Source organism: Streptomyces sp. NPDC005141 (assembly GCF_053599975.1).
Genome location: NZ_JBSFYW010000008.1, coordinates 105,957 through 129,039, shown reverse-complemented (window position 1 = coordinate 129,039; position 23,083 = coordinate 105,957). Strand labels below are relative to the sequence as shown.

Below are 23,083 nucleotides of genomic sequence, written 5' to 3'. Positions count from 1 at the left end.
GGGGCGGACTTGAGACTGCGAGGGGGGCGACGGGCGATGCACGGCCTATGGACCAACGATCCGACGCGGCGGGGCCGCCGCCGACGACCCTGGCACGCGACCACGCACAGACGCGGCCACGGCGGCCATCACCACCGCAGGCACGGAGGCCCCCGGAGGCATGCGCACCCGGCGCACCGGGATCAGCGGGACCCCGGGGCACGGACCGGGTGGGCCCGGTGAGTTCCCCCGGGGCGCTGCTGACCCGTCGGCCGGTGTTCGACGGCGGGACGGGCCTGTTCTCGCAACTCGTGCTGGCCCTGATGTGCGCGGGATACGCCGTCGGTTCCGCGCTCGGCTGGGGCTCCGCGAGTCTCGCGTTGGTCATGGGTGATTTCGGCCTGAGCGTCGCGGCGGGTACCGCGGCGGTCTCCTGCTTTCTCTACGCCCGTCATCGCCGCAGCCGCTTTCGACCCGCGTGGCTGCTCTTCGCGCTCTCCTCGGCGATGGCCTCGCTGGGGAATCTGGTCTGGGGGTGGTACGAGGTCGTCCTCGACCGCCCTGTCCCCAGCCCGAGTTACGCCGATCTGTTCTTCCTCTGCTTCGCGCCGCCCGCCATCGTGGGACTGCTGGTGCTCGCCAAGAGGCCCGTCACCAAAGCGGGTTGGGTATGTCTCGCGCTGGACGCCTGGCTGATCGGCGGATCGCTGCTCACGCTGTCCTGGAGTCTGGCGCTCGCCCAGGCCGCGAAGTTCGACGGGCCGAGCGTCGCGCACACCGCACTGTCGCTGGCGTACCCGCTGCTGGACATCGCGCTGGTCAGCATGGTGCTCGCGCTGCACTTCCGCCGTTCGTCGGTGAACAGGTCGGCGGTGAACACCGCGATCGGGGCGCTCGCCCTGACCGTCATGTGCGACGCCCTGTTCACCTCGCCCCTCCTGCACAACAACTACCGCTCGGGTCAGCTCCTCGACGCGGGCTGGTTCGCCGGCTCGCTGCTTCTCGCGTACGCCCCCTGGGTCGTCACCCGGCACGGGCACCCGGACGCCGACGAGCACGGCCCGGACGGGCACGCGCGTGTGCTGCACGAGCACATCCCGGGACAGCGGCAGGAAGCGCGGCACGGCCCCCCGGGGAGTCGCACGCCGCACGAACCCCACGGGTCTCAGGCGTCGTACGGATCACCCGGGGGTCCGCAGGGCCCCGGGTCCCACGACGACCCGGGAGAGCGCGGGCCGGAGGAACACCCGTACGAGCGACAGCCGGGCGGACCCGCGCAACCGAACCCCCAGGGCCCCGGGCAGGGCCGATATCCGGCGACACGTCCCATCAGTGGTTCGCTGGCCGCGCTGACTCCCTATCTGGCCGCCGCCGTCTGCACGTTGGGGATCCTCTACAACATCCTGAACGGGCGCAACGTGGACCGAGTGGTGCTGGTCACCGCCGGTCTCGTCGTACTCGCCCTCGTGGTGCGCCAAGGCATCATGCTGCTCGACAACATCACCCTCACCCAGGAGCTGGCCCAGAAGGAGAACCACTTCCGCTCCCTGGTGCAGGGTTCGAGCGACGTCATCATGATCGCCGCCCCGAACGGCATCCTGAGGTACGTCAGCCCGGCCGCCGCCGGGGTCTACGGCCGCGACGCCGAGGAACTCGTCGGCTCCGAGCTCGCCTCCCTCATCCACCCCGAGGATCTCGGCTGCGTGGTCCACGAAGTGCGACGGTTTCTCGCGGCCAGCCACGTCGAGGAGCCCACCACCCGCATCGAGTGCCGTTTCCGGTCCGGCGACGGGGGCTGGCTCAACGTGGAGTCCACCGTCAACCGGCACCACGGCGGGCTCATCTTCAACAGCCGTGACGTGACCGAACGCGTCCGACTCCAGGCGCAGTTGCAGCACAACGCCGAACACGACCCGCTCACCGACCTGCCCAACCGCGCGCTGTTCACCCGGCGCGTCCAGCAGGCCCTGTCCGGGCGCCGCTCCTCCGATCGGGGCACCGCCGTCCTCTTCATCGACCTCGACGGCTTCAAGGCCGTCAACGACACGATCGGGCACCAGGCCGGGGACGAGCTGCTCGTCCAGGCCGCCCGCAGACTCCAGGACTCGGTGCGGCACGGCGACACCGCGGCCCGGTTGGGCGGGGACGAGTTCGCGGCCCTCATCGTCGGCGACGGCGGTCGCGACCGCACCGCCCGTGAGCAGCAGATACTGGAGCTCGCCGACCGTCTGCGGATCAGGCTCTCCCAGCCGTACTGCATCGACGGCAACGATGTCCGGGTCGCCGCGTCCATCGGCGTGGGCTTCGCCGAACCCGGCCTGGGCGCGGGGGAGTTGCTGCGCAACGCCGACCTCGCCATGTACCGCGCCAAGGCGGCCGGAAAGGGCCGCGTCGAGCTGTACGCACCCCAGATGCAGCAGGACGTGGTCCGTAAGGCGGAACTGGCGACCCGGCTGCGCTCCGCACTCCAGGACGGCGAGTTCGCCCTGCTGCACCAGCCCGTGGTGTCGCTGGAGAACGGCCGGATCGCCTCGGTCACCGCACAGGCGCGCTGGCGTTCCTCCCAGGGAGTGCTCTTCACGCCCGCCGAGTTCCTGCGCGTCGCCGAGGACAGCGACAGGACCGCCGAACTGGGCCGCTGGATGCTCGACGAGGCCGTCGAGCAGGCCGCCGAGCGCACCGCCGCGGGCGTCGCGGTGCCGGTCGCGGTCCGGATGACCGCCCGGCGGCTGCTGGACCGCTCGATGCCGCTGGGCTCCGTGGAGTCCCTGCTCACCCGGCACGGGCTCGCCTCGGGCGGCCTGATCATCGAGCTGTCCGACACCGACCCCCGCGTCTCACTGGACGAGCTGGAGCGCCGGCTGAACGCGCTCAGGCGTCTGGGTGTGCGGATCGCCCTGGACGGCTTCGGCAGCGGCTACGCGGCGATCACGGCGCTCCGGCGGCTCCCCGTCGACGTACTGCGACTCGACAGGAGTCTTGTCGAGGGAGTGGTCGAGTCCGCCCGGCTGCACAAGATCACCAGCGGGCTGCTGAGGATCGCCACCGATCTGGGGCTGCAGTCCGTGGCCGATGGGGTGGACCTTCCGGAACAGGTCGTCGCCCTGCGCGCGATGGGCTGCACCCACGGGCAGGGCATGGCGTTCTCCGGACCGCTGGACGAGTACCGGCTGCGCAGGGCGCTCTCTTCCGGACATTATCCGGTGCCCAACGGCCCGGCCGAGCCTGTCTTCGCCGGCCGTGGCGGCGCGGGGGTGTATACGAGTGGTGTGCCCGTTGTTCTGGGGGGTGGAACGGCCCTCCGCTCACATAATGAGACTCCCGTCCCACCTACTTGACAGTCGGTGCGTGCCGGGGGGAGGGTCAATGCCATGCGCACCCGAATTCTCGTACTTGGAAAGCGCGTCGGCTGAAGCTAGGTGGTCACCGGAAAAGTCCGGAACACCCAGCGACCGCACCCGGCGCGCTCCCCTCGCTTGCCTCACGGCACGAGGGGTTTTTTGTTGCACAGGCACCCGTCATACATCGCACAAAAGTCGCAAAAACCCTCAGCATCGAGAAGAGAATGCCGATGACCGAGCAGGCCACCGGGGCCCACCATCCGCAGCCGCGGCCCCGTTCCGGAGGACAGCAGTCCGCCCCCGAGCACGTCACGGGTGCGCAGTCCCTCATCCGCTCGCTCGAGGAGGTCGGGGCCGAGACCGTATTCGGCATTCCCGGCGGTGCGATCCTTCCGGCGTACGACCCGCTGATGGACTCCCGCCGCGTGCGGCACGTGCTCGTGCGGCACGAGCAGGGCGCCGGCCACGCGGCCACCGGATACGCCCAGGCCACCGGCAAGGTCGGCGTCTGCATGGCGACCAGCGGCCCCGGCGCGACCAACCTGGTCACGCCGATCGCCGACGCGCACATGGACTCGGTGCCGCTCGTGGCGATCACCGGACAGGTCGCGTCCAAGGCGATCGGCACGGACGCCTTCCAGGAGGCGGACATCGTCGGCATCACCATGCCGATCACCAAGCACAACTTCCTGGTGACCAAGGCCGAGGACATCCCGCGGACGATCGCGGAGGCCTTCCACATCGCCTCCACCGGCCGTCCCGGCCCGGTCCTCGTCGACATCGCCAAGGACGCCCTCCAGGCGCGGACCACCTTCCAGTGGCCGCCCACCCAGGACCTGCCCGGCTACCGCCCGGTGACCAAGCCGCACGCCAAGCAGATCCGCGAGGCCGCCAAGCTGCTCACCCAGGCCAAGCGGCCCGTGCTGTACGTCGGCGGCGGCGTCCTCAAGGCGAGCGCCACCGCCGAGCTGAAGGTCCTCGCCGAACTCACCGGAGCGCCCGTCACCACCACGCTGATGGCGCTCGGCGCATTCCCCGACAGCCACCCGCTGCACGTGGGAATGCCGGGCATGCACGGTTCGGTCACCGCCGTCACCGCGCTGCAGAAGGCCGACCTGATCGTCGCCCTCGGAGCCCGCTTCGACGACCGCGTCACCGGCAAGCTGGACAGCTTCGCCCCGTTCGCCAAGATCGTTCACGCCGACATCGACCCGGCCGAGATCGGCAAGAACCGCGCCGCCGACGTGCCGATCGTCGGAGACGCCCGCGAGGTCATCGCCGATCTGGTCCAGGCGGTGCAGAAGGAGCACAACGAGGGCAACACCGGCGACTACACCGCCTGGTGGAACGACCTCAACCGCTGGCGCGAGACGTACCCGCTCGGCTACGAGCAGCCCGACAACGGCTCGCTGTCGCCGCAGCAGGTCATCGAGCGCATCGGGCAGCTCGCCCCCGAGGGCACGATCTTCGCGGCGGGCGTCGGCCAGCACCAGATGTGGGCCGCGCACTACATCCAGTACGAGCAGCCCTCGACCTGGCTGAACTCCGGCGGTGCCGGAACGATGGGCTACGCGGTCCCGGCCGCGATGGGCGCCAAGGCGGGGCAGCCGGACCGCACGGTCTGGGCGGTCGACGGCGACGGCTGCTTCCAGATGACCAATCAGGAACTCACCACCTGCGCCCTGAACAACATCCCGATCAAGGTCGCCATCATCAACAACGGCGCCCTCGGGATGGTCCGCCAGTGGCAGACCCTCTTCTACAACCAGCGCTACTCCAACACCGTGCTGCACAGTGGTCCGGACGCGGACGGCAAGCAGCCGAGCGCCGGCACCCGCGTCCCCGACTTCGTCAAGCTGTCGGAGGCCATGGGCTGCTACGCCATCCGCTGCGAGTCCCCGGACGACCTCGACAAGGTGATCGAGGAGGCGAACTCGATCAACGACCGTCCGGTCGTGGTCGACTTCATCGTCCACGAGGACGCGATGGTGTGGCCGATGGTCGCCGCCGGCACCTCCAACGACGAGGTCATGTTCGCCCGGGACGTCCGCCCCGACTTCGGCGACAACGAAGACGACTGAGCGAGAACTGAGAGAGAGCCGAGTCAGAACCATGAGCAAGCACACCCTCTCCGTCCTCGTCGAGAACAAGCCCGGTGTCCTCGCCCGGATCACCGCCCTGTTCTCCCGGCGCGGCTTCAACATCGACTCCCTCGCCGTCGGTGTCACCGAGCACCCCGAGATCTCCCGCATCACCATCGTGGTGAACGTGATCGAGGAACTGCCGCTCGAACAGGTCACCAAGCAGCTCAACAAGCTCGTCAACGTCCTGAAGATCGTCGAGCTGGAACCCGGTTCCGCCGTTCAGCGGGAACTCGTTCTGGTGAAGGTGCGCGCCGACAACGAGACGCGCTCCCAGATCGTCGAGATCGTCCAGCTGTTCCGCGCCAAGACCGTGGACGTCTCCCCGGAGGCCGTCACCATCGAGGCCACCGGCGGCGCCGACAAGCTGGAGGCCATGCTCAAGATGCTGGAGCCGTACGGCATCAAGGAGCTCGTCCAGTCCGGCACGATCGCGATCGGACGCGGGGCGCGATCGATCACGGACCGGTCTCTGCGCGCACTGGACCGGTCGGCCTAAGCCGGAAAGCGCCGGCATACGAACGGGCGGCGAGCACCGTCCGCCCGTATACCGAGACCCGAAAACTTCCCTTCCCCCGCCCGCCGTACGGTGGGACGCAACACCGGAAATACCGGAAAACAAGGAGAACCCCAGTGGCCGAGCTGTTCTACGACGACGACGCCGACCTGTCCATCATCCAGGGCCGCAAGGTCGCGGTCATCGGCTACGGCAGCCAGGGCCACGCCCACGCGCTGTCGCTGCGCGACTCGGGTGTCGACGTCCGCGTCGGTCTGCACGAGGGCTCCAAGTCCAAGGCGAAGGCCGAGGAGCAGGGCCTGCGCGTGGTGACGCCGTCGGAGGCCGCCGCCGAGGCCGACGTCATCATGATCCTCGTGCCGGACCCGATCCAGTCCCAGGTCTACGAGGAGTCCATCAAGGACAACCTCAACGACGGCGACGCGCTGTTCTTCGGCCACGGCCTGAACATCCGTTTCGGCTTCATCAAGCCCCCGGCCGGCATCGACGTCTGCATGGTCGCCCCCAAGGGCCCGGGTCACCTCGTGCGCCGCCAGTACGAGGAGGGCCGCGGCGTTCCGTGTATCGCGGCCGTCGAGCAGGACGCGACCGGCGACGCCTTCGCGCTCACCCTCTCGTACGCCAAGGCCATCGGCGGCACCCGCGCCGGCGTCATCAAGACGACCTTCACCGAGGAGACCGAGACCGACCTGTTCGGTGAGCAGGCCGTCCTCTGCGGTGGCACCGCCGCCCTGGTCAAGGCCGGTTTCGAGACGCTGACCGAGGCCGGCTACCAGCCGGAGATCGCGTACTTCGAGTGCCTGCACGAGCTGAAGCTCATCGTCGACCTCATGTACGAGGGCGGCCTGGAGAAGATGCGCTGGTCCGTCTCCGAGACCGCCGAGTGGGGCGACTACATCACCGGCCCGCGCATCATCACGGACGCCACCAAGGCCGAGATGAAGAAGGTCCTCGCCGAGATCCAGGACGGCACGTTCGCCCGTAACTGGATGGACGAGTACCACTCGGGCCTGAAGAAGTACAACGAGTACAAGACCCAGGACGAGAACCACCTCCTGGAGACCACCGGCAAGGAGCTGCGCAAGCTCATGTCGTGGGTCAACGACGACGAGGCCTGAGCCCTACGACGGGGGCCGGGGCGGCACGCTCCGGCCCCTTCGTCGAACCGCCGGTAACCCCGGTGGACTCGGTGTTGGACATCCCGTCCAGCCACGGACGGGTGATCCTTCCGCGGAGGCGCAGGACGACCTCCGCGGCGCCACTACACTGCTGGACATCAACAACGCGTCAGGCCCACAGCGTCGTGCGTCTTCCACGCGGCTCAAGCGACCCCCAAGAAGTGCAGGCACACCCCGGGGCCGCTACAAACCCTCCACCGCCTGCGGCCGTCGGGACGGCCGTCCGCATTGGACTTGTGAGGACTCACGTGAGCTCGAAACCTGTCGTACTCATCGCTGAAGAGCTGTCGCCCGCGACCGTAGACGCCCTGGGCCCGGACTTCGAGATCCGGCATGTGAACGGCGCCGACCGCGCCGAGCTGCTGCCCGCGATCGCCGACGTCGACGCCATTCTGATCCGCTCGGCCACCAAGGTCGACGCCGAGGCCGTCGCCGCGGCCAAGAAGCTGAGGGTCGTCGCACGAGCCGGCGTCGGCCTGGACAACGTCGACGTCTCCGCCGCCACCAAGGCCGGCGTGATGGTCGTCAACGCCCCCACCTCCAACATCGTGACCGCGGCCGAGCTGGCCTGCGGTCTCCTCCTCGCCACCGCGCGGCACATCCCGCAGGCCAACACCGCGCTGAAGAACGGCGAGTGGAAGCGCAGCAAGTACACCGGTGTCGAGCTCGCCGAGAAGACCCTCGGTGTCGTCGGCCTCGGCCGCATCGGCGCGCTCGTCGCGCAGCGCATGTCGGCGTTCGGCATGAAGGTCGTCGCCTACGACCCCTACGTCCAGCCTGCGCGGGCCGCGCAGATGGGCGTGAAGGTCCTCTCCCTCGACGAGCTGCTCGAGGTCGCGGACTTCATCACCGTGCACCTGCCGAAGACCCCCGAGACCCTCGGTCTCATCGGTCACGAGGCGCTGCACAAGGTCAAGCCGACGGTGCGCATCGTCAACGCCGCGCGCGGCGGGATCGTCGACGAGGAGGCGCTGTACGCGGCGCTCAAGGAGGGCCGCGTCGCCGGCGCCGGCCTCGACGTGTACGCGAAGGAGCCCTGTACGGACTCCCCGCTCTTCGAGCTCGACGAGGTCGTCTGCACCCCGCACCTCGGTGCCTCCACGGACGAGGCGCAGGAGAAGGCGGGTATCTCCGTCGCCCGCTCGGTGCGCCTCGCCCTCGCCGGTGAGCTCGTCCCCGACGCGGTCAACGTCCAGGGCGGCGTCATCGCCGAGGACGTCAAGCCCGGTCTGCCGCTCGCCGAGAAGCTCGGCCGTATCTTCACCGCCCTCGTCGGCGAGGTCGCGGTCCGCCTCGATGTCGAGGTGTACGGCGAGATCACCCAGCACGACGTGAAGGTGCTCGAACTCTCCGCGCTCAAGGGTGTGTTCGAGGACGTCGTCGACGAGACGGTCTCGTACGTCAACGCCCCGCTGTTCGCGCAGGAGCGCGGCGTCGAGGTCCGTCTGACCACGAGCTCGGAGTCCCCCGACCACCGGAACGTGGTCACCGTGCGCGGCACGCTCGGCGACGGCCAGGAGGTCTCGGTCTCCGGCACGCTGGCCGGCCCGAAGCACCTGCAGAAGATCGTCGCCGTCGGCGAGTACGACGTGGACCTCGCGCTCGCCGACCACATGGTCGTGCTGAGCTACGAGGACCGTCCCGGTGTCGTCGGCACCGTCGGCCGCATCCTCGGCGAGTCCGGCATCAACATCGCCGGTATGCAGGTCGCCCGCGCGGCCGTCGGTGGCGAGGCCCTCGCGGTCCTCACCGTCGACGACACGGTGCCGCAGAGCGTCCTCACCGAGCTCTCCGAGGAGATCGGCGCGACGTCGGCGCGGTCGGTGAACCTCGTCTGAGGTTCACTCGCGACGCTTCCGTCATGTGAGCACAGGGCCGGGACACCCGAGGGTGTCCCGGCCCTCGCGCGTCGTACGGCGCCTCACGCGGAGGGTGTCGTCTCCGGCTCGATCAGGCCCTCGCGGTAGGCGATGGCCACGGCCTCGGTACGGCTCGCGGCACCCAGCTTGGCCAGGATGTTGGAGACATGGACGCTCGCGGTCTTGCCGCTGATGAACAGCTCCTCGCCGATCTGGCGGTTGGTGCGCCCCCGGCCGAGCAGCCGCAGCACATCGCTCTCCCGGGCGGTCAGCGCGGCGATGCGCTCCCCGGCGTCGGGTGACTCGGCGAGGCGACCGCGCCGGATGAGCGCGTCCAGGGCCTCGCGCAGCGGCACGGCGCCCAGGCGCAGGGCGGTTTCACGGGCCGCGCGGGCCTGTTCGGCGGCCTCCTCACGGCGGCCGGCCGCGAGGAGGGCTTCCGCGAGCCGCCTTCTGCTGCGGGCGAGCTCGTACGGATCGCCGTAGCCGAACGCCGTCACGGCCCGGTCCCAGGCCGCGACGTCCGGACCGGTGCGGGCGCGCAGCCCCTCCGCCTCGGCGCGGGCGAGCCAGGCCAGTCCCTCGGGCCCCTGCTCGGTGGCGTGCCCGCCCTGGTCCGCCGTGCCCCGGGCCAGCTCCACCAGCTCGGCCGCGGTGTCCGCCCAGCGGTCGGCGCCCGTCGGGTCGCCGGACCGGCGGGACTCCTCGGCCGCGTCGGCGACCGCAGACAGGGCGAGCGCGGCGAGCCGCACCACGACGGGGGGCCGGTCGGTGCCCGAGACGTCCGTGAGGGCCTCGGCCGCGGTGTGCAGCCGCCGCACGGACTCCTCGCCGTCGCCGCGCAACGCCGCCGCGTCGGTCAGCACGATGCTCGAGACGAGCGTCGCCATCCAGTCGAACGGCCGGTCGAGCAGTGCGCGGGCCCCGGTGACGGCCGCGTCGTGCTCGCCGCGGGCCAGGGCGACGTACAGGGCGGGGCCCGTCGCGAAGCCGCCCGCCGACGGCAGCAGTTCGGCGTCGTCGGCGGCGGCTCGCGCGCACTCGTCCCAGCGGCCCAGCGTGTAGAGCACCAGGGACTGGAGATAACGCAGTTCCAGGGCGTACGGCGAGGAGAGGAGACCGGTGCGGCGGGCGCGGCCGAGGCCGTCGCCCAGCCATGTCAGGCACTCGTCCAGGTCGCCGGACTCATAGCACCCGATGGCGAGGTTGAACAGCGCCCGCATCTCCACCGGGAGGTTCCCCGCGCCGCGGGCCAGCTCGCGGGCCCGGCTGAGCCGGTCACGGCCCTTCGGGGTGCGCCGGTTGTGCGCTTCCATGCCGACCAGGGAGATCGTCAGGTCGGCCTGGGCGTCGGCCAGTCCGAGCCGCTCGGCGGTGGCCAGCGCCTGCCGGGCGACCCGTTCGGCGTCCTCGTCCCGCCCCACATAGCGGGCGGCCATGACATGGGTCGCGGCCGCCCACACCCAGGTGTACGAGGGCGGCTCGGCGGGGATCATCGCGAGCGCCTCGCTGCTGTACGTGAACGCGGCCTTCAGGCTGTCGATCCGCATCAGATGGCCCGCGAGGGTGTACCGCACCCGGGCGGCGAGCTCGGAGTCGGCGTCCGAGCCGGCCCGGGCGAGCGCGTCGCGGGTGAGGTGGACGGCGCGATGGGACTCGCCCGCGCGAGCGGCGGCCGCCGAGGCGCGCAGGGTGAGGGCGACCGTGCCGCCGCGCTCGGGGCGGGCAGCGGCGTCCACCGCGGGCCACAGTTCGAGTGCGGTCTCGAGATGGCGCAGCTCCTCGGCGGGCGCGCCGACACCCTGGGCGTGGTCGGCGGCTTCGAGGGAGGCCGTGAGCGCGTCGGCCAGGTCGTGGCTCTCGCGTGAGTGGTGGGCGCGCTCCGCCGCGTTCTTCGCCGAACGGGCGTGCCCCGCGAGGAGTTTGGCGAACAGCCCATGCAGCCGGACCCGCTCGCCGGGCAGCAGGTCCGCGTACACGGCCTCGCGGGTGAGCGCGTGCCGGAACGAGTACGTCTCGTCGCCGCCGGGCAGCAGCAGCTGGTGGCCGACGGCCTCCCGCAGCGCCGACTCCAGCTCGTCCTGTGGCAGTTGTACGGCGTCACGCAGCAGGTCGTGCTCGACGCGGCGCCCCGCGACGGCCGCGGTGCGCAGCACCTGCTGGGCGGTCTCGGAGAGTTGCTCGATGCGGATGAGGAGGACGTCGGCCAGTCCGCTGGGCATGGCGGAGGAGACGGGGTCGTCGTCACCGGGCAGTGCGGCGAGCAACTCCTCGGCGTAGAAGGCGTTTCCCTCGGCGCGGTCGACGATGCGGCGGACCGTGGTGTCGGAGACGGGGCCGGTGCGCAGCGCGCGCACGAGCCGGGCCACGTCGGCGTCGGCCATCGGCCGCAGCTCCAGCCGGTCGACGGCGGGCAGCCGGATCAGCTCGGCGAGCAGAGGCCGCAGGGGGTGGCGGCGGTGCAGGTCGTCCGCCCGGTACGAGGCGAAGACCGCCAGACGGCGGGCGGGGCCCCCGGGCGCTGGCCGCTGGAGGACACCCCGGCTGAGCAGGAAGCGGAGCAGGTCGCGGGAGGACTGGTCCGCCCAGTGGAGGTCTTCGAGGATCAGCAGGAGCGGGGCGACGTCGGACAGGTCGGCGAGGAGACCCGCGATGCCCTCGAAGAGCTGGAGGCGGCTGCCGGGGTCCGCGGTGCCGGTCCCCGATCCGCCGCCGGTCAGCCGGTCCACCGCCGGATGGGCCGCGAGGGCCGGGGTGAAGCGGTCGTCGGCGGCGAGGGCGCCGAGGATCTCCGTGAACGGGAGGTACGGCAGGCCCACATCGCCGAGGTCCACGCAGTGGCCGGTCAGGACCGTCATCCCGACGGTGGCGGCGTGCGCCGCGGCTTCCGTGAGCGTGCGGGTCTTGCCGACGCCGGCGTCTCCGGCCACCAGGACGGCACGGGGGTCGCCGTCCTTGGCCCGCTCCAGCACGCCGGTGAGCCGGGCGAGTTCGTCCCCCCGGCCGATGAACGGCGTACCGAATGTCTGTGCCACGACACCCATCCTGGCACGCCGTACCGACAACTCCCCGGCGCCGGCCTCCCGGGGCCTCGGCTCCGGTCCCGGCCCGAGGCGGGTTCGCGCCCAAGGCGCCCCCCCCACGCGCGCGGGGGATGTCGGCGGGGCAGGGTCCTCACGCGCGCGTGCCGACGCGCGGGCGGGCCGGAACAACCGACCCGGGTCGCCGCGCACCTGCCGAGGCGTGGCGGCCGGAGTCCCGACGCGTGCCGATGTCGGGCGGGCCGGAGTCGTCCGGCCCGCCCGGCGGGTTGGTGGGCAGGTGCCCGGTGGCCGCCCGGCCGGTGGGGGTCAGGCCGTCGCCTGCTCGGCCGCCACCGTCTCGGGCTCGGGCTCGGTCTCGCGCACCGGCACCTTGCGCAGGGTCGCGGTGGCGAGCGCCGCGGCGCCCAGCAGGAGGATCACGCCCGCGATCGCCGCCGCCTGCATGCCGTTGGTGAACGCCTCCCGTGCGGCCCGCGCCAGGGCCCGGCCCGTGTCGCCCGGCAGTTGTCCGGCCACGGCGAGCGCGCCGCCCAGCGTCTCGTGGGCCGCGGCGGGGACGCCGGCCGGGATGTCCTGGCGGTAGACCGCCGTGCCGATGGAGCCCAGGACGGCCATGCCGAGGGCGCCGCCGAACTCGGCCCCGGTCTCCAGCAGGGAGGAGGCCGAGCCCGCGTTGCCGACGGGGACGGTGCCGAGGGCCAGGTCCATCATCTGCGACATCACGGTGACGATTCCGGCGGCGAGGACACCCGCGCCGGCCAGCACGAGCCACAGGGAGTCGGTGCCTGCCAGGGCCAGCAGGCCGTAGCCGCAGGCGGCGGCGACGAAGCCGCCGGAGACGACATGGGCGCGGTCCACGCCCTTCTGCACGAGCTGCGCGGAGACCGGCGCGGCCACTCCGACCAGGATGGTGGGGAGCAGGGCCCACAGGGCGGCCTCCATGGAGCTCTTGCCGAGCACCGACTGGAGGTACTGGGTGGTGAAGTACGCCGAGCCCAGCATGCCGAACGAGGCGATCAGGTTGAGCACGACGGCGGGCGCGAAGCCGCGGCCGCGGAACAGGGCGGGGGAGATCAGCGGGGACTTCGCGGTGCGCTGGCGGTGGACGAACAGGGCGGCGAAGACCAGGCCGACGAGGACCGGGACGACGTACTCGGTCTTCCAGCCCTCGGACGGGATCTCCTTGACGCCGTAGATCACGGGCAGCACGGCGGCCATCGACAGCGGCACGCTGAGCAGGTCGAACCGGCCGGGCTCCGGGTTCCTGGACTCGGGGAGCAGGACCGGGCCGAGGACCAGCAGCAGCACCATCGCGGGCAGGTTGACCAGGAAGACCGAGCCCCACCAGAAGTACTGGACGAGGACACCGCTCATCACCGAACCGAGCGCGATACCGCCGGTCATGACGCCGGACCACATGCCGATCGCCTTCGCGCGCTGGCCGGGGTCCGCGAACATCGTGCGGATGATCGCCATCGTCGACGGCATCAGGGTCGCGCCGCCGATGCCGAGGATCGCGCGGGCCGCGATCAGCATCTCGGCGCTGTTCGCGTAGGCGGCCAGCACCGAGGCGGTGCCGAAGGCGGCGGCGCCGAACAGGAGCAGCTTGCGGCGCCCGATGCGGTCACCGAGCGAGCCCATCGTCATCAGCAGACCGGCGAGCACGAACGCGTAGATGTCGAAGATCCACAGCTGCTGGGTCCCGCTCGGCTCCAGGTCCGCGCTGATCGAGGGGATCGCGAAGTAGAGGACCGAGACATCCATCGAGACCAGGAGCAGCGGCAGCATCAGCACGCCGAGGGCGGTCCATTCGCGGCGGCCGGCCAGGGCGCCGGGGGCGGGTGTCGTGCTCGTCGGGTTCGTCATGGCAGGGACTGTACGCACGTCTTAAACGCTTGTCTAGTACGATCGTTTAATACATTTGTACTTGACGTTCGTATGGGACGGTTGTCTGAATTCCGGGTACGCTGGCCGGCATGGGACACCGTGAGGATCTGCTCGAAGGCGCCAAGCGCTGCCTGCTGGACAAGGGCTTCGTGCGCACCACGGCGCGCGACATCGTCAAGGAATCGGGGACGAACCTGGCGTCCATCGGCTACCACTACGGGTCGAAGGACGCGCTGCTCACGCAGGCCTTCGTGGAGCTGATCCAGGAGTGGGGCGAGAAGTTCGACCCGGCGGCGGCGCGCGAGGCCGAGCCCGGGGGTTCCGTGGAGCGTTTCCACAGCGTGTGGGCGCGGATGCTGGAGTCCTTCGAGGACTTCCGGCCCCTGTGGGCGGCCAGCATGGAGATCGCGACGCAGGGGGACCGGGTGCCGGAGCTGCGGGATCTGATGGCGAAGGCCCAGATCGAGGGACGGTCCGGGCTCGTCGCGATGTTCACCGGGCGGGACGAGGAGACGCTCGACGACGCGACGGTGAAGTCGCTCGGCGGCTTCTATCAGGCGCTGCTCAACGGCCTGATGGTGCAGTGGCTCTTCGACCCGGCGAGCGCGTCCACGGCGGACGAACTCACCGACGGGCTGCGGCGCGTGATCGACGGGGCGCGCGAGGCGAAGTGAACCCGGCCGGCCGCGCGGCGCGGCGGGCCCCCGCCCGGAAGCCGTCCGCCGGTCGTCCGCCCGACCGCCGGCTGCTCGCCGGCCGCTCGCTCACCGGGTGGCCGCTCGTCCGCCTGGTGGTCGGGCGCCAACCCGGTGGCCGCTTGCTCACCCGGTGGTTCTGCGCGCGCTCGTCGTTCGCTCGCCGGACCGGCCGGTCATCCCTTCGGCGCGGGGGTGCGCAGGTCGCGGACGGCCGGGATCAGCGCCACCAGCATCAACGCGCCCGTGAGGGCGAAGCCGGCCGCGTAGCCCATCGGTCCGGCCAGGGTGCCGAAGCCGACCGCGCCGACGCCCATGCCACCGTCGTACGCCAGATTCCACAGCGCGCTGACCGTGCCGTAGCCGGAGGCCGGGACCCGTGCGTACATCAGGGTCAGGGTGGCGTTCTGGGCGATGCCGAAGCCGACACCGAAGACGGCCACCCCCGCCACGACGGCGACCGGGCTCCCGGTGTACGCGGTGATCAGCATCCCGCCGGCCGACAGCAGCAGGCTCGGCAGCACGAGCCGCGCCGGTCCGTGCCGGTCGCCGTACCGGCCCGCCGCCCAACGGGCCGCGGTCGACGCCGCGGGCTGAGTGAAGAGGGCCACCGCGACGACCCCGGAGGCGGCGGTGGGGACGGCCAGCGGCAGGAAGGTGACGATGATCCCGGTCGCCAGGGCGGTGGTCGCGAAGACGATCGCGGGCCGGGCCAGGGCGCCGGTTCGCAGGGCGGCCACCATCCCCACCGGCTTCTCGGACGTCGCCTCCCGGTCGGGCAGCCCCGGCACCGACGCGACGGCGGCCAGCGCGGCCACGCCCGCGGCGACGGCGACCGGGGTGCAGCCCACGTGCGCGGCCAGCCACACACCCAGCGGCAGGGCGATCAGCGACGGCACGCCGGAGACCACGCCCACCAGCGCCAGACCCTCACCCCGCCGTTCCGCCGGGATCAGCGAGGCGGTGAGCGCGCCGCCCGCCACCAGCGTGAGCGCGAAGCCGAGGCCGCGGACCAGGCAGACCAGCACGATCCACACCAGGGAGTGCGAGACGGTGAGGACGAGGGCGGGCGCGCCGAGCAGGCAGAGGCCGGCGATCAGTGCCACGCGGTATCCGTAGCGCGCGACGAAGCGGGGACCGGCGAGTTCGCCGAGGACCGTGGACAGCATCAGGGCACCGGTGGCCGGACCCGCGCCCGACGCCGTGGCGTAGGCGGGGACGACCGAGAGGAGCAGGAAGAAGCTCACCGTGGCGCCGATCATGCTCACGAAGCGGAGCATCAGGGGCCGGGTGAGCAGCGGCGGCCGGGCGGCGGACCCGCGTGCCGGAGTGGCCGCTGCCGTCGGACCTGTCGGAGGCGTCAGAGCGGCCATGGCAGGCGTGACAGACGTGGTCGGCGCGACGGACGTGGTCGGCGCGGGCGCCTCGGCCGGTGAAGGCTCCGCAGCCGGAGTCGCCGGAGTCGCCGGAGTCGCCGGAGTCGCCGGAGTCGCCGGAGTCGCCGGAGTCGCCGGAGTCGCCGGAGTCGCCGGGGGCGCCGGGGGCGCCGGGGGCGTCCGTGGCGTCGAGGGAGTCGTCATGGGAACGACGTTAGATTTCGGCCGGACCGCCGGTAAGCTCCAATTCCATGCCTCCGCAGTGGGCCGGTTTGTCGCCCGAGCTGCTTCTGTCCGTCGACCGGGACAGCGGCGAGCAACTGCGCGCCCAACTGGAGCGGCAGGTGCGCGACGCGATCCGCACCGGCCGCCTCGGCGCCGGTGAACGTCTTCCGTCCTCCCGCGAACTCGCCCGCGAACTCGGCCTGTCGCGCGGCCTCGTCCAGGACTGCTACGCCCAACTCCAGGCGGAGGGCTACCTGGTGACCCGCGTCGGTTCCGCCACGCGGGTCGCGGCGGGAGCCCATGTGCCGCCCGCGCCCGCCTCCCCGGACGGGGCCGCTCCACGCCTGATCGCGGACTTCCGGCACGGCGTACCGGACTTGGGAAGCTTCCCGCTCGCCGACTGGCTCTGGGCGATGCGCGAGGCGGGCCGTGCCATGCCGACGGCGGATCTCGACTACGGGGATCCGCGCGGGAGTTCGGTGCTTCGCGAGGTGCTGGCCGGCTATCTGCGCCGGGTGAGGGCGGCCGCGGCCGACCCCGAGCGGATCGTCGTCTGCTCCGGCTACGCGCAGGGACTCGGGCTGACGCTGCGCAGCCTGGCGCTCGCCGGTGTGCGTGGGGTGGCGTACGAGGATCCGGGCGGCCCCGCCACCGCGTCGGCCGCCGCCGGGGCCGCGGGACTGACGGCCGTTCCCGTGCCGGTCGACGGGGACGGCGTCGACGTACGGGCGCTCGACGCGACCGGAGCCCGCGCCGTCATCGTCACCCCGGCGCACCAGTGGCCCACCGGGGTCGTCCTCGCCCCCGCGCGCCGGCTCGCCCTCATCGAGTGGGCGATGCGGCGGGACGCGTACGTCATCGAGGACGACTACGACGCCGAGTTCCGCTACGACCGCGAGCCGGTGGGCGCGCTCCAGGGGCTGGCCGCGGACCGTGTCGTCTCGATCGGCACCGTCAGCAAGTCGCTCGCCCCGGCGCTGCGCATCGGCTGGCTGCTCTGCCCGCCCGTGCTCGCCGCCCCGGTCACGGAGGCCAAGCGGCTCACCGACCGGGGCTCCCCGACCCTCGACCAGCTCGCCCTCGCGAAGCTGATCGAGTCCGGCCGCTACGACCGCCATCTGCGCCGGATGCGCACGGTCTACGCGGCCCGGCGCACGGCCCTGGTCACCGCGCTCGCCGCGCACGCTCCCGAGGTCCGGCTCACCGGGCTGGCCGCCGGGTTCCACGCGGTTCTGCACCTGGCGGCGACGGCCGACGAGCGGTCCGTCGTCGCCGCGGCCCGGCACCGCTCCGTCGGCCTGTACGGCATGAGCCCCTGCCGCTCCGGCCACGCGCCGGCGCCGCCCCAACTGGTGCTCGGCTTCGGCGACGTGGGGGAGCGGGCGATCGCCGAGGGGGTGGCGGCGGTCGGTGATCTGCTGTCACCGGACGCGAGGCCGTCGACCCGGTCCCGAGACCGACGCCGGACGCGAGCCCACCCGGCCGGTCCTGAGGCCGAGGCAGGGGACGAACCCGGGCCGGCTCCGCGATCGACGGGCCCCGGGAGCTAGAGCCGAGCCCCCTTCAGAGCCATGTGCAGCAGCAGCCGGTCCTCGCCGTCGTCCAGGTCGAGGCCGGTGAGCTGTTCGACGCGGGACAGGCGGTAGTAGAGCGTCTGGCGGTGGATGCCCAACTCGGCCGCCGTGCGACCGGCCTGGCCCGCCCGGTCGAGGAACACCTCGGCGGTGCGCGCGAGTTCGCGGTGCGCGGGTGCCAACAGGACGCGTACGACGGGGTCGTGGGCCGCCTCCGGAGGCAGGGCGGTGAGAAGCCGGAAGGGGCCGATGGCCCCCCACTCGGCGACCGGACCGAGCCGGGGTTCGGCCAGCACCGCCCGCGCGGCGGCGGCCGCCTCGTGCCAGGCGGCCCCCAGGTCCCCGAGCCCCACCCGGGCCCCCGCGATCCCGGCAGCCGCCGTCCCGCCGGGGGGAGCGGCTCCCGAGGTGCCGCGGAGGGAAGCGGCAGCCGCCGTCCCGCCCGGGACTCCCGGGATTCCCGAGGTACCGGCACCGCTGGGAGACGAGGACTTCGAAGCGCCGCCGCTCCGGGCCGGACCCGCGGCACTGCCCGGACGACCGGGCCCGGCCTCGCCGCGGTTGTCGGCCGCCTCCCGTACGAACCGGGTGGCCGCGGTCAGCGCCGGTGTCAGCACGTCCGGCGAACGCAGCCGGACCAGCAGGGCCAGGCTCTGGCCGGTGGCGCCCCACGGGATGGTGCACAGCGCGGTCGCCCCCGGCACTGTACGGGCGGAAGGGGCGTCGTCCGGGTCGGCCGAGGGCCACGGCGCCACGCACACCACCGTGTGCAGGCCGTCGCCGCGCGGACCGAGCGCCGTGCGCAGCTCGGCCACCGCCATGTCGCGCTGCCAGCCGCGCTCGGCGGTCAGGACGGCGCGCAGCTCGCGGGTGAGATCCGCGCCCGCCTGGGCCTCGTCCGCGAGCAGGGCGCCGATGCGGGAGGTCACCTGCATGGCGGCGGTCAGCTGGGCGTCGGTGGGGCCCGGGTCGTCGTCGAGCAGCCAGACATAGCCGAGGACGATGCCCCGATGGCGCACCGGGAGGCAGATCCGGCCTCGGTAGACGCCGGCTTCCGGGGTCGGCGGGATACGGACGGGCCCGGTGGCGCGGGTGATGCCGAAGCCCTCGAACCAGGTGCGCACCGTCGTGGTGGAGCGGCGGGTCAGGATCGAGCGGGTGCGCACGGGGTCGAGGGCGGAGGGATCGAGATCGCCCTCGCTGTCGTACGCGCCGAAGACGATCAGCTCGAAGTCACGGTTCTCCAGCGTCGCGGGGACTCCGAGGAGCGTCGAGATCTCGTCGACCAGCTCTTGGTAGTCGCTTCTGTATTCACCGCTCACCCGGGTATTCTCGCGCATTTCCGCGAGCCCTTCATACATATGTCTGAGAACCGGGGCACGGATGCGTGACAGCTGTCGATGGCCCAGGATCGGAGAGATCCCTAGGTTTCACGGTGGTTCTCCGTGCCGTACCCGAATCGTCGGGATTCGGCCTCCTACTGGCTTCGTTGTGGAGGTGCCCCGTGCTGGGTCCCGTGATTCTCGCCGCCTCGCGCAGCGACAAGATGCGCCGTCTGATCTCGGCCGCCCCGGTGACCAAGCCGGTCGTCGACCGCTTCATCCCCGGTGAGACCGTCGACCAGGTCGTCCCGATCATCCAGGACCTCACGGCCAAGGGCCTGGAAGTCACGATGGACGTCGTCGGCGAGGACATCACGACCCCCGAGCAGTCGTACGCCGCGCGTGACGCGTACCTGGAGCTCATCGAGCGGCTGAAGCGGCTGGACCTCGGCAGCCGGGCCGAGATGTCGATCAAGCTGTCGATGTTCGGACAGGCTCTGGAGGGCGGCCACGAGCTGGCCCTCGCCAACGTCCGCCCGGTCGTCGAAGCCGCCGCCGCCATCGGCACCACCGTCACGCTGGACGCCGAGGACCACACCACCCTCGACTCGATGTTCGCCATCCACGAGGAGCTGCGGAAGGACTTCCCGCAGACCGGCTGTGTGATCCAGGCCTACCTGTTCCGCACCGAGGCCGACGCCCGCCGCCTCGCCGAGAGCGGCAGCCGCGTCCGTCTGGTGAAGGGCGCCTACAAGGAGCCCGCCGAGGTCGCGTACCAGCAGAAGGCCGAGACCGACAAGGCGTACGTCCGCATCCTGAAGATCCTGATGGAGGGCGAGGGGTACCCGATGATCGGATCCCACGACCCGCGGCTCATCTCCATCGCGCAGGAGCTCGCCCGCACGGCCGGGCGCAAACTGGACGAGTACGAGTTCCAGATGCTCTACGGAATCCGCAGCGACGAACACCTGCGGCTCGCCGCCGAGGGCCACCGCATGCGCGTCTACACCGCGTACGGCACCGACTGGTACGGCTACTTCATGCGGCGCCTGGCGGAGAAGCCGGCCAACCTGCTCTTCTTCGCCCGCTCGATCCTGACCAAGGGCTGATGTGAAGGCGAGCGGCAGCTGTCGGCATCCGGGTGCATCCTGGGTGACGGCAGCTACCGCTCATCGGTCGGCTGAGCCGACCCGTTTCCGCGAAGGAGTTACGGAAACCGTGACTCCGCCCCCGTGGGGGCTTCTCACTCGCGCGCCGCAGCGAGCTCATGAAGGTCAAGCCCTGACCGCCACCCAACATACGCACACGGCTTCGGTTCTCCCGGCTGAAGTCAGGGATTCACTCGGAAGAGGTAGCTCATGGACGCCGTGACCCAGGTCCCCACCCCCGTCAACGAGCCGGTGCACGGCTACGCCCCCGGCTCGCCCGAGCGCGCCCGCCTCGAGGCCAAGCTCAAGGAGCTGGCCGAGAACCCGATCGACCTGCCGATGACGATCGGCGGCGAGCGGCGCATGGGCGGCGGTGACCGTTTCGACGTCGTGCAGCCGCACAACCACAAGGCGCGCATCGGCACCTACGCCAACGCCACGCAGCAGGACGCCCAGGACGCCGTCGACGCGGCCCTCGCCGCCGCTCCCGCCTGGCGCGCGATGGCCTTCGACGACCGCGCCGCGATCATCCTGCGCGCCGCCGAGCTGTTGGCCGGCCCCTGGCGCGAGACGCTGGCCGCCTCCACCATGCTCGGCCAGTCGAAGACCGCCCAGCAGGCCGAGATCGACACCCCCTGCGAGCTCGTCGACTTCTGGCGCTTCAACGTCCACTACGCCCGCCAGATCCTCGCCGAGCAGCCCCCGGCGAACTCCCCGGGCGTGTGGAACCGCATGGACCACCGTCCGCTGGAGGGCTTCGTCTACGCGATCACGCCCTTCAACTTCACGGCGATCGCGGGCAACCTGCCCACCGCTCCGGCGCTCATGGGCAACGTCGTCGTCTGGAAGCCGTCCCCGACGCAGACCCACGCCGCCGTGCTGCTGATGCAGCTCCTGGAGGAGGCGGGCCTGCCCAAGGGCGTCATCAACCTTGTCACCGGTGACGGCATCGAGGTCTCCAAGGTCGCCCTGGAGCACCGCGACCTCGCCGGGATCCACTTCACCGGCTCGACCAAGACCTTCCAGTACCTGTGGAAGACGGTCGGCAACAACATCGAGAAGTACCGCTCCTACCCGCGTCTGGTGGGCGAGACCGGCGGCAAGGACTTCGTGGTCGCCCACCCGTCGGCGGACCGCGCGGTGCTCAAGACCGCCCTGACCCGCGGTTCCTTCGAGTACCAGGGCCAGAAGTGCTCGGCGAGCTCCCGCGCCTACATCCCGGCCTCCATCTGGAACTCCGGTTTCAAGGAGGACTTCGCGGCCGAGGTCGACTACCTGACCATGGGTGACGTCACCGACCTGTCGAACTTCATCGGCGCGGTCATCGACGAGCGGTCCTTCGCCAAGAACAAGGCGGCCATCGACCGCGCGAAGGCCGACCCGACCTGCACGATCGTCGCGGGCGGCTCGTACGACGACTCCGTGGGCTACTTCGTGCGCCCGACCGTCGTCGAGTGCTCGGACCCGGAGAACGAGGTCTTCACGACCGAGTACTTCGGCCCCTTCCTCGCCGTGCACGTCTACGAGGACGAGAAGTACGACGAGATGCTGACCCAGATGGAGTCGGCGTCCGACTACGCGCTCACCGGCGCGGTCATCTCCGGCGACCGCGCGGCGGCCGCGTACACGATGCAGAAGCTCCGCTACGCGGCGGGCAACTTCTACATCAACGACAAGTCGACCGGCGCCGTCGTCGGCCAGCAGCCCTTCGGCGGCGGCCGTGCCTCCGGCACCAACGACAAGGCGGGCGCCCCGCAGAACCTGATGCGCTGGACGCTGACCCGCGCGATCAAGGAGACGCTGGTTTCGCCGACCGACTACGGCTACCCGCACATGGGCTGACAGCCCGTCACCGACTCCGCCCCCGCCCACGGTCTCCCCCGTCCGTGGACGGGGGCGGTTCCATGTCCGCGCGGAGCCGTCGCCTCACACGTGCCGGCCGAGGAAGTCCCCGATCAGCGCCGCCGCCTGGCCCGCGTGCGTCTCCAGGGCGAAGTGGCCCGTGGGGAGCAGGTGGATCTCCGCGGCCGGAAGGTCGCGGCGGAAGGCGAGGGCGCCCTCCGGGACGAAGATCTCGTCATGACCGCCCCAGACGGCCAGGAGCGGGACCTGGCTGGTGCGGAAGTACTCCTGGAACGCCGGGTAGAGCGCGAAGTTGGAGTCGTAGTCCGCGATCAGGTCGAGCTGGATCTCCAGCTGGCCGGGGCGGGCCATCAGGGCCGCGTCGTGCTCGTAGGCGTCGGGGCTGACCAGCGTCGGGTCCGGCACGCCGGTCAGGTACTGCCACTGGATGCCGTCCGGGCTGCTGATCGCCCGGACCGGCGCCTCCGTCTCGGGCGTGCGGTCCGCGATCAGCGCCAGCACCGGCGCCCAGGCCTCGGCGCCCAGCCCCTCCTCGTACGCGTTGCCGTTCTGCGTGATGATCGCGGTCACCCGCTCGGGGTGTGCGAGCGCGAGGCGCAGGCCGATCGGGGCGCCGTAGTCCTGGATGTAGAGCGCGTACTCCTTCAGGCCGAGCTGTTCGGTGAACTCTTCGGTGATCTCGGCCAGCCGGTCGAAGGAGTACGGGAAGTCGGCGGCCGCGGGGGCGGACGAGCGGCCGAAGCCGAGGTGGTCGGGGGCGACCAGGTGGTAGCGGTCGGCGAGCAGCGGCAGCAGGTCCCGGAACATGTGCGAACTGCTCGGGAAGCCGTGCAGGAGGAGCAGGACGGGCGCGTCCGCGGGGCCGGCCTCGCGGTAGGCGATCCGGTGGCCGCGGACGGTGGTGGTGCGGTGGTGGACCGGGTGGCTGCTCATG

At 71.7% G+C, this 23,083-nt stretch carries 14 protein-coding genes; 9 read left to right on the top strand and 5 right to left on the bottom strand.

What is annotated here, in order from left to right; translation table 11 throughout:
- The first annotated feature begins 47 nt into the window (after positions 1-47).
- From ACWD68_RS09030 to serA, 5 genes are all read left to right on the top strand, one after another.
- Positions 48-3,317 carry an EAL domain-containing protein gene (locus tag ACWD68_RS09030; RefSeq protein WP_451805796.1) on the top strand — a complete coding sequence of 1,090 codons (3,270 nt, stop codon included), beginning with the start codon at positions 48-50 and terminating at the stop codon, positions 3,315-3,317.
- Positions 3,318-3,544: 227 nt separating this feature from the next.
- Complete coding sequence (locus ACWD68_RS09025; protein ID WP_451805795.1) at positions 3,545-5,401, top strand: acetolactate synthase large subunit; 1,857 nt, start codon at positions 3,545-3,547, stop codon at positions 5,399-5,401.
- A 31-nt stretch (positions 5,402-5,432) separates the two neighbouring features.
- Positions 5,433-5,960 (top strand): acetolactate synthase small subunit, encoded by a 528-nt coding sequence (gene ilvN, locus ACWD68_RS09020; protein WP_261705560.1) that lies wholly within the window; start codon positions 5,433-5,435, stop codon positions 5,958-5,960.
- Positions 5,961-6,094: 134 nt separating this feature from the next.
- A complete protein-coding gene (gene ilvC / locus ACWD68_RS09015) occupies positions 6,095-7,096 on the top strand; it encodes a ketol-acid reductoisomerase (RefSeq protein WP_451805794.1) in 1,002 nt (333 codons plus the stop codon).
- Positions 7,097-7,404: 308 nt separating this feature from the next.
- Entirely contained in the window at positions 7,405-8,994 is a 1,590-nt protein-coding gene (gene serA, locus ACWD68_RS09010) for a phosphoglycerate dehydrogenase (RefSeq protein WP_451805793.1), read from the top strand.
- Positions 8,995-9,077: 83 nt separating this feature from the next.
- Here the strand turns inward: serA and ACWD68_RS09005 are convergent, their stop codons facing one another.
- Both ACWD68_RS09005 and ACWD68_RS09000 read right to left on the bottom strand, forming a co-directional pair.
- Positions 9,078-12,059, bottom strand: a complete 2,982-nt coding sequence (locus tag ACWD68_RS09005; protein WP_451805792.1) for a helix-turn-helix transcriptional regulator — start codon at positions 12,057-12,059, stop codon at positions 9,078-9,080.
- 306 nt (positions 12,060-12,365) lie between these two features.
- The gene (locus tag ACWD68_RS09000; protein WP_451805791.1) at positions 12,366-13,925 is read right to left on the bottom strand and encodes an MFS transporter; all 1,560 of its coding nucleotides are present in this window, start codon (positions 13,923-13,925) and stop codon (positions 12,366-12,368) included.
- Positions 13,926-14,035: 110 nt separating this feature from the next.
- On the opposite strand from ACWD68_RS09000, the gene ACWD68_RS08995 reads away from it, so the two are divergent.
- Positions 14,036-14,620: a TetR/AcrR family transcriptional regulator gene (locus ACWD68_RS08995; protein ID WP_451805790.1), complete on the top strand. Its 585-nt coding sequence runs from the start codon at positions 14,036-14,038 to the stop codon at positions 14,618-14,620.
- A 197-nt stretch (positions 14,621-14,817) separates the two neighbouring features.
- Here the strand turns inward: ACWD68_RS08995 and ACWD68_RS08990 are convergent, their stop codons facing one another.
- Positions 14,818-15,903, bottom strand: a complete 1,086-nt coding sequence (locus ACWD68_RS08990) for an MFS transporter (protein WP_451805863.1) — start codon at positions 15,901-15,903, stop codon at positions 14,818-14,820.
- Between the two features lie 365 nt (positions 15,904-16,268).
- Here ACWD68_RS08990 and pdxR point away from each other — a divergent pair, with 365 nt between their 5' ends.
- Entirely contained in the window at positions 16,269-17,792 is a 1,524-nt protein-coding gene (gene pdxR, locus ACWD68_RS08985) for a MocR-like pyridoxine biosynthesis transcription factor PdxR (protein ID WP_451805789.1), read from the top strand.
- Here pdxR and ACWD68_RS08980 read toward each other — a convergent pair.
- Complete coding sequence (locus ACWD68_RS08980) at positions 17,789-19,138, bottom strand: PucR family transcriptional regulator (RefSeq protein ID WP_451805788.1); 1,350 nt, start codon at positions 19,136-19,138, stop codon at positions 17,789-17,791. The genes pdxR and ACWD68_RS08980 overlap by 4 nt on opposite strands.
- A gap of 182 nt (positions 19,139-19,320) precedes the next feature.
- Here ACWD68_RS08980 and ACWD68_RS08975 point away from each other — a divergent pair, with 182 nt between their 5' ends.
- On the top strand, positions 19,321-20,247 hold the full coding sequence (locus ACWD68_RS08975) for a proline dehydrogenase family protein (RefSeq protein WP_451805787.1): 927 nt from the start codon (positions 19,321-19,323) through the stop codon (positions 20,245-20,247).
- Between the two features lie 249 nt (positions 20,248-20,496).
- Positions 20,497-22,128 (top strand): L-glutamate gamma-semialdehyde dehydrogenase, encoded by a 1,632-nt coding sequence (gene pruA / locus ACWD68_RS08970; protein ID WP_451805786.1) that lies wholly within the window; start codon positions 20,497-20,499, stop codon positions 22,126-22,128.
- An 84-nt stretch (positions 22,129-22,212) separates the two neighbouring features.
- Here pruA and ACWD68_RS08965 read toward each other — a convergent pair whose 3' ends face one another.
- Entirely contained in the window at positions 22,213-23,082 is an 870-nt protein-coding gene (locus ACWD68_RS08965) for an alpha/beta fold hydrolase (protein WP_451805785.1), read from the bottom strand.
- Position 23,083 lies beyond the last annotated feature (1 nt).

What these genes read in the sequence shown, in the direction of transcription:
- ACWD68_RS09030 (WP_451805796.1), top strand. Translation starts at nt 48, where the DNA reads ATGGACCAACGATCCGACGCGGCGGGGCCGCCGCCGACGACCCTGGCA.
- pruA (WP_451805786.1), top strand. Translation starts at nt 20,497, where the DNA reads ATGGACGCCGTGACCCAGGTCCCCACCCCCGTCAACGAGCCGGTGCAC.
- ACWD68_RS09000 (WP_451805791.1), bottom strand. Translation starts at nt 13,925, where the DNA reads ATGACGAACCCGACGAGCACGACACCCGCCCCCGGCGCCCTGGCCGGC.
- pdxR (WP_451805789.1), top strand. Translation starts at nt 16,269, where the DNA reads ATGCCTCCGCAGTGGGCCGGTTTGTCGCCCGAGCTGCTTCTGTCCGTC.
- ACWD68_RS08990 (WP_451805863.1), bottom strand. Translation starts at nt 15,903, where the DNA reads ATGATCGGCGCCACGGTGAGCTTCTTCCTGCTCCTCTCGGTCGTCCCC.
- ACWD68_RS09005 (WP_451805792.1), bottom strand. Translation starts at nt 12,059, where the DNA reads ATGGGTGTCGTGGCACAGACATTCGGTACGCCGTTCATCGGCCGGGGG.
- ACWD68_RS08995 (WP_451805790.1), top strand. Translation starts at nt 14,036, where the DNA reads ATGGGACACCGTGAGGATCTGCTCGAAGGCGCCAAGCGCTGCCTGCTG.
- ACWD68_RS08965 (WP_451805785.1), bottom strand. Translation starts at nt 23,082, where the DNA reads ATGAGCAGCCACCCGGTCCACCACCGCACCACCACCGTCCGCGGCCAC.
- ACWD68_RS09025 (WP_451805795.1), top strand. Translation starts at nt 3,545, where the DNA reads ATGCCGATGACCGAGCAGGCCACCGGGGCCCACCATCCGCAGCCGCGG.
- ilvN (WP_261705560.1), top strand. Translation starts at nt 5,433, where the DNA reads ATGAGCAAGCACACCCTCTCCGTCCTCGTCGAGAACAAGCCCGGTGTC.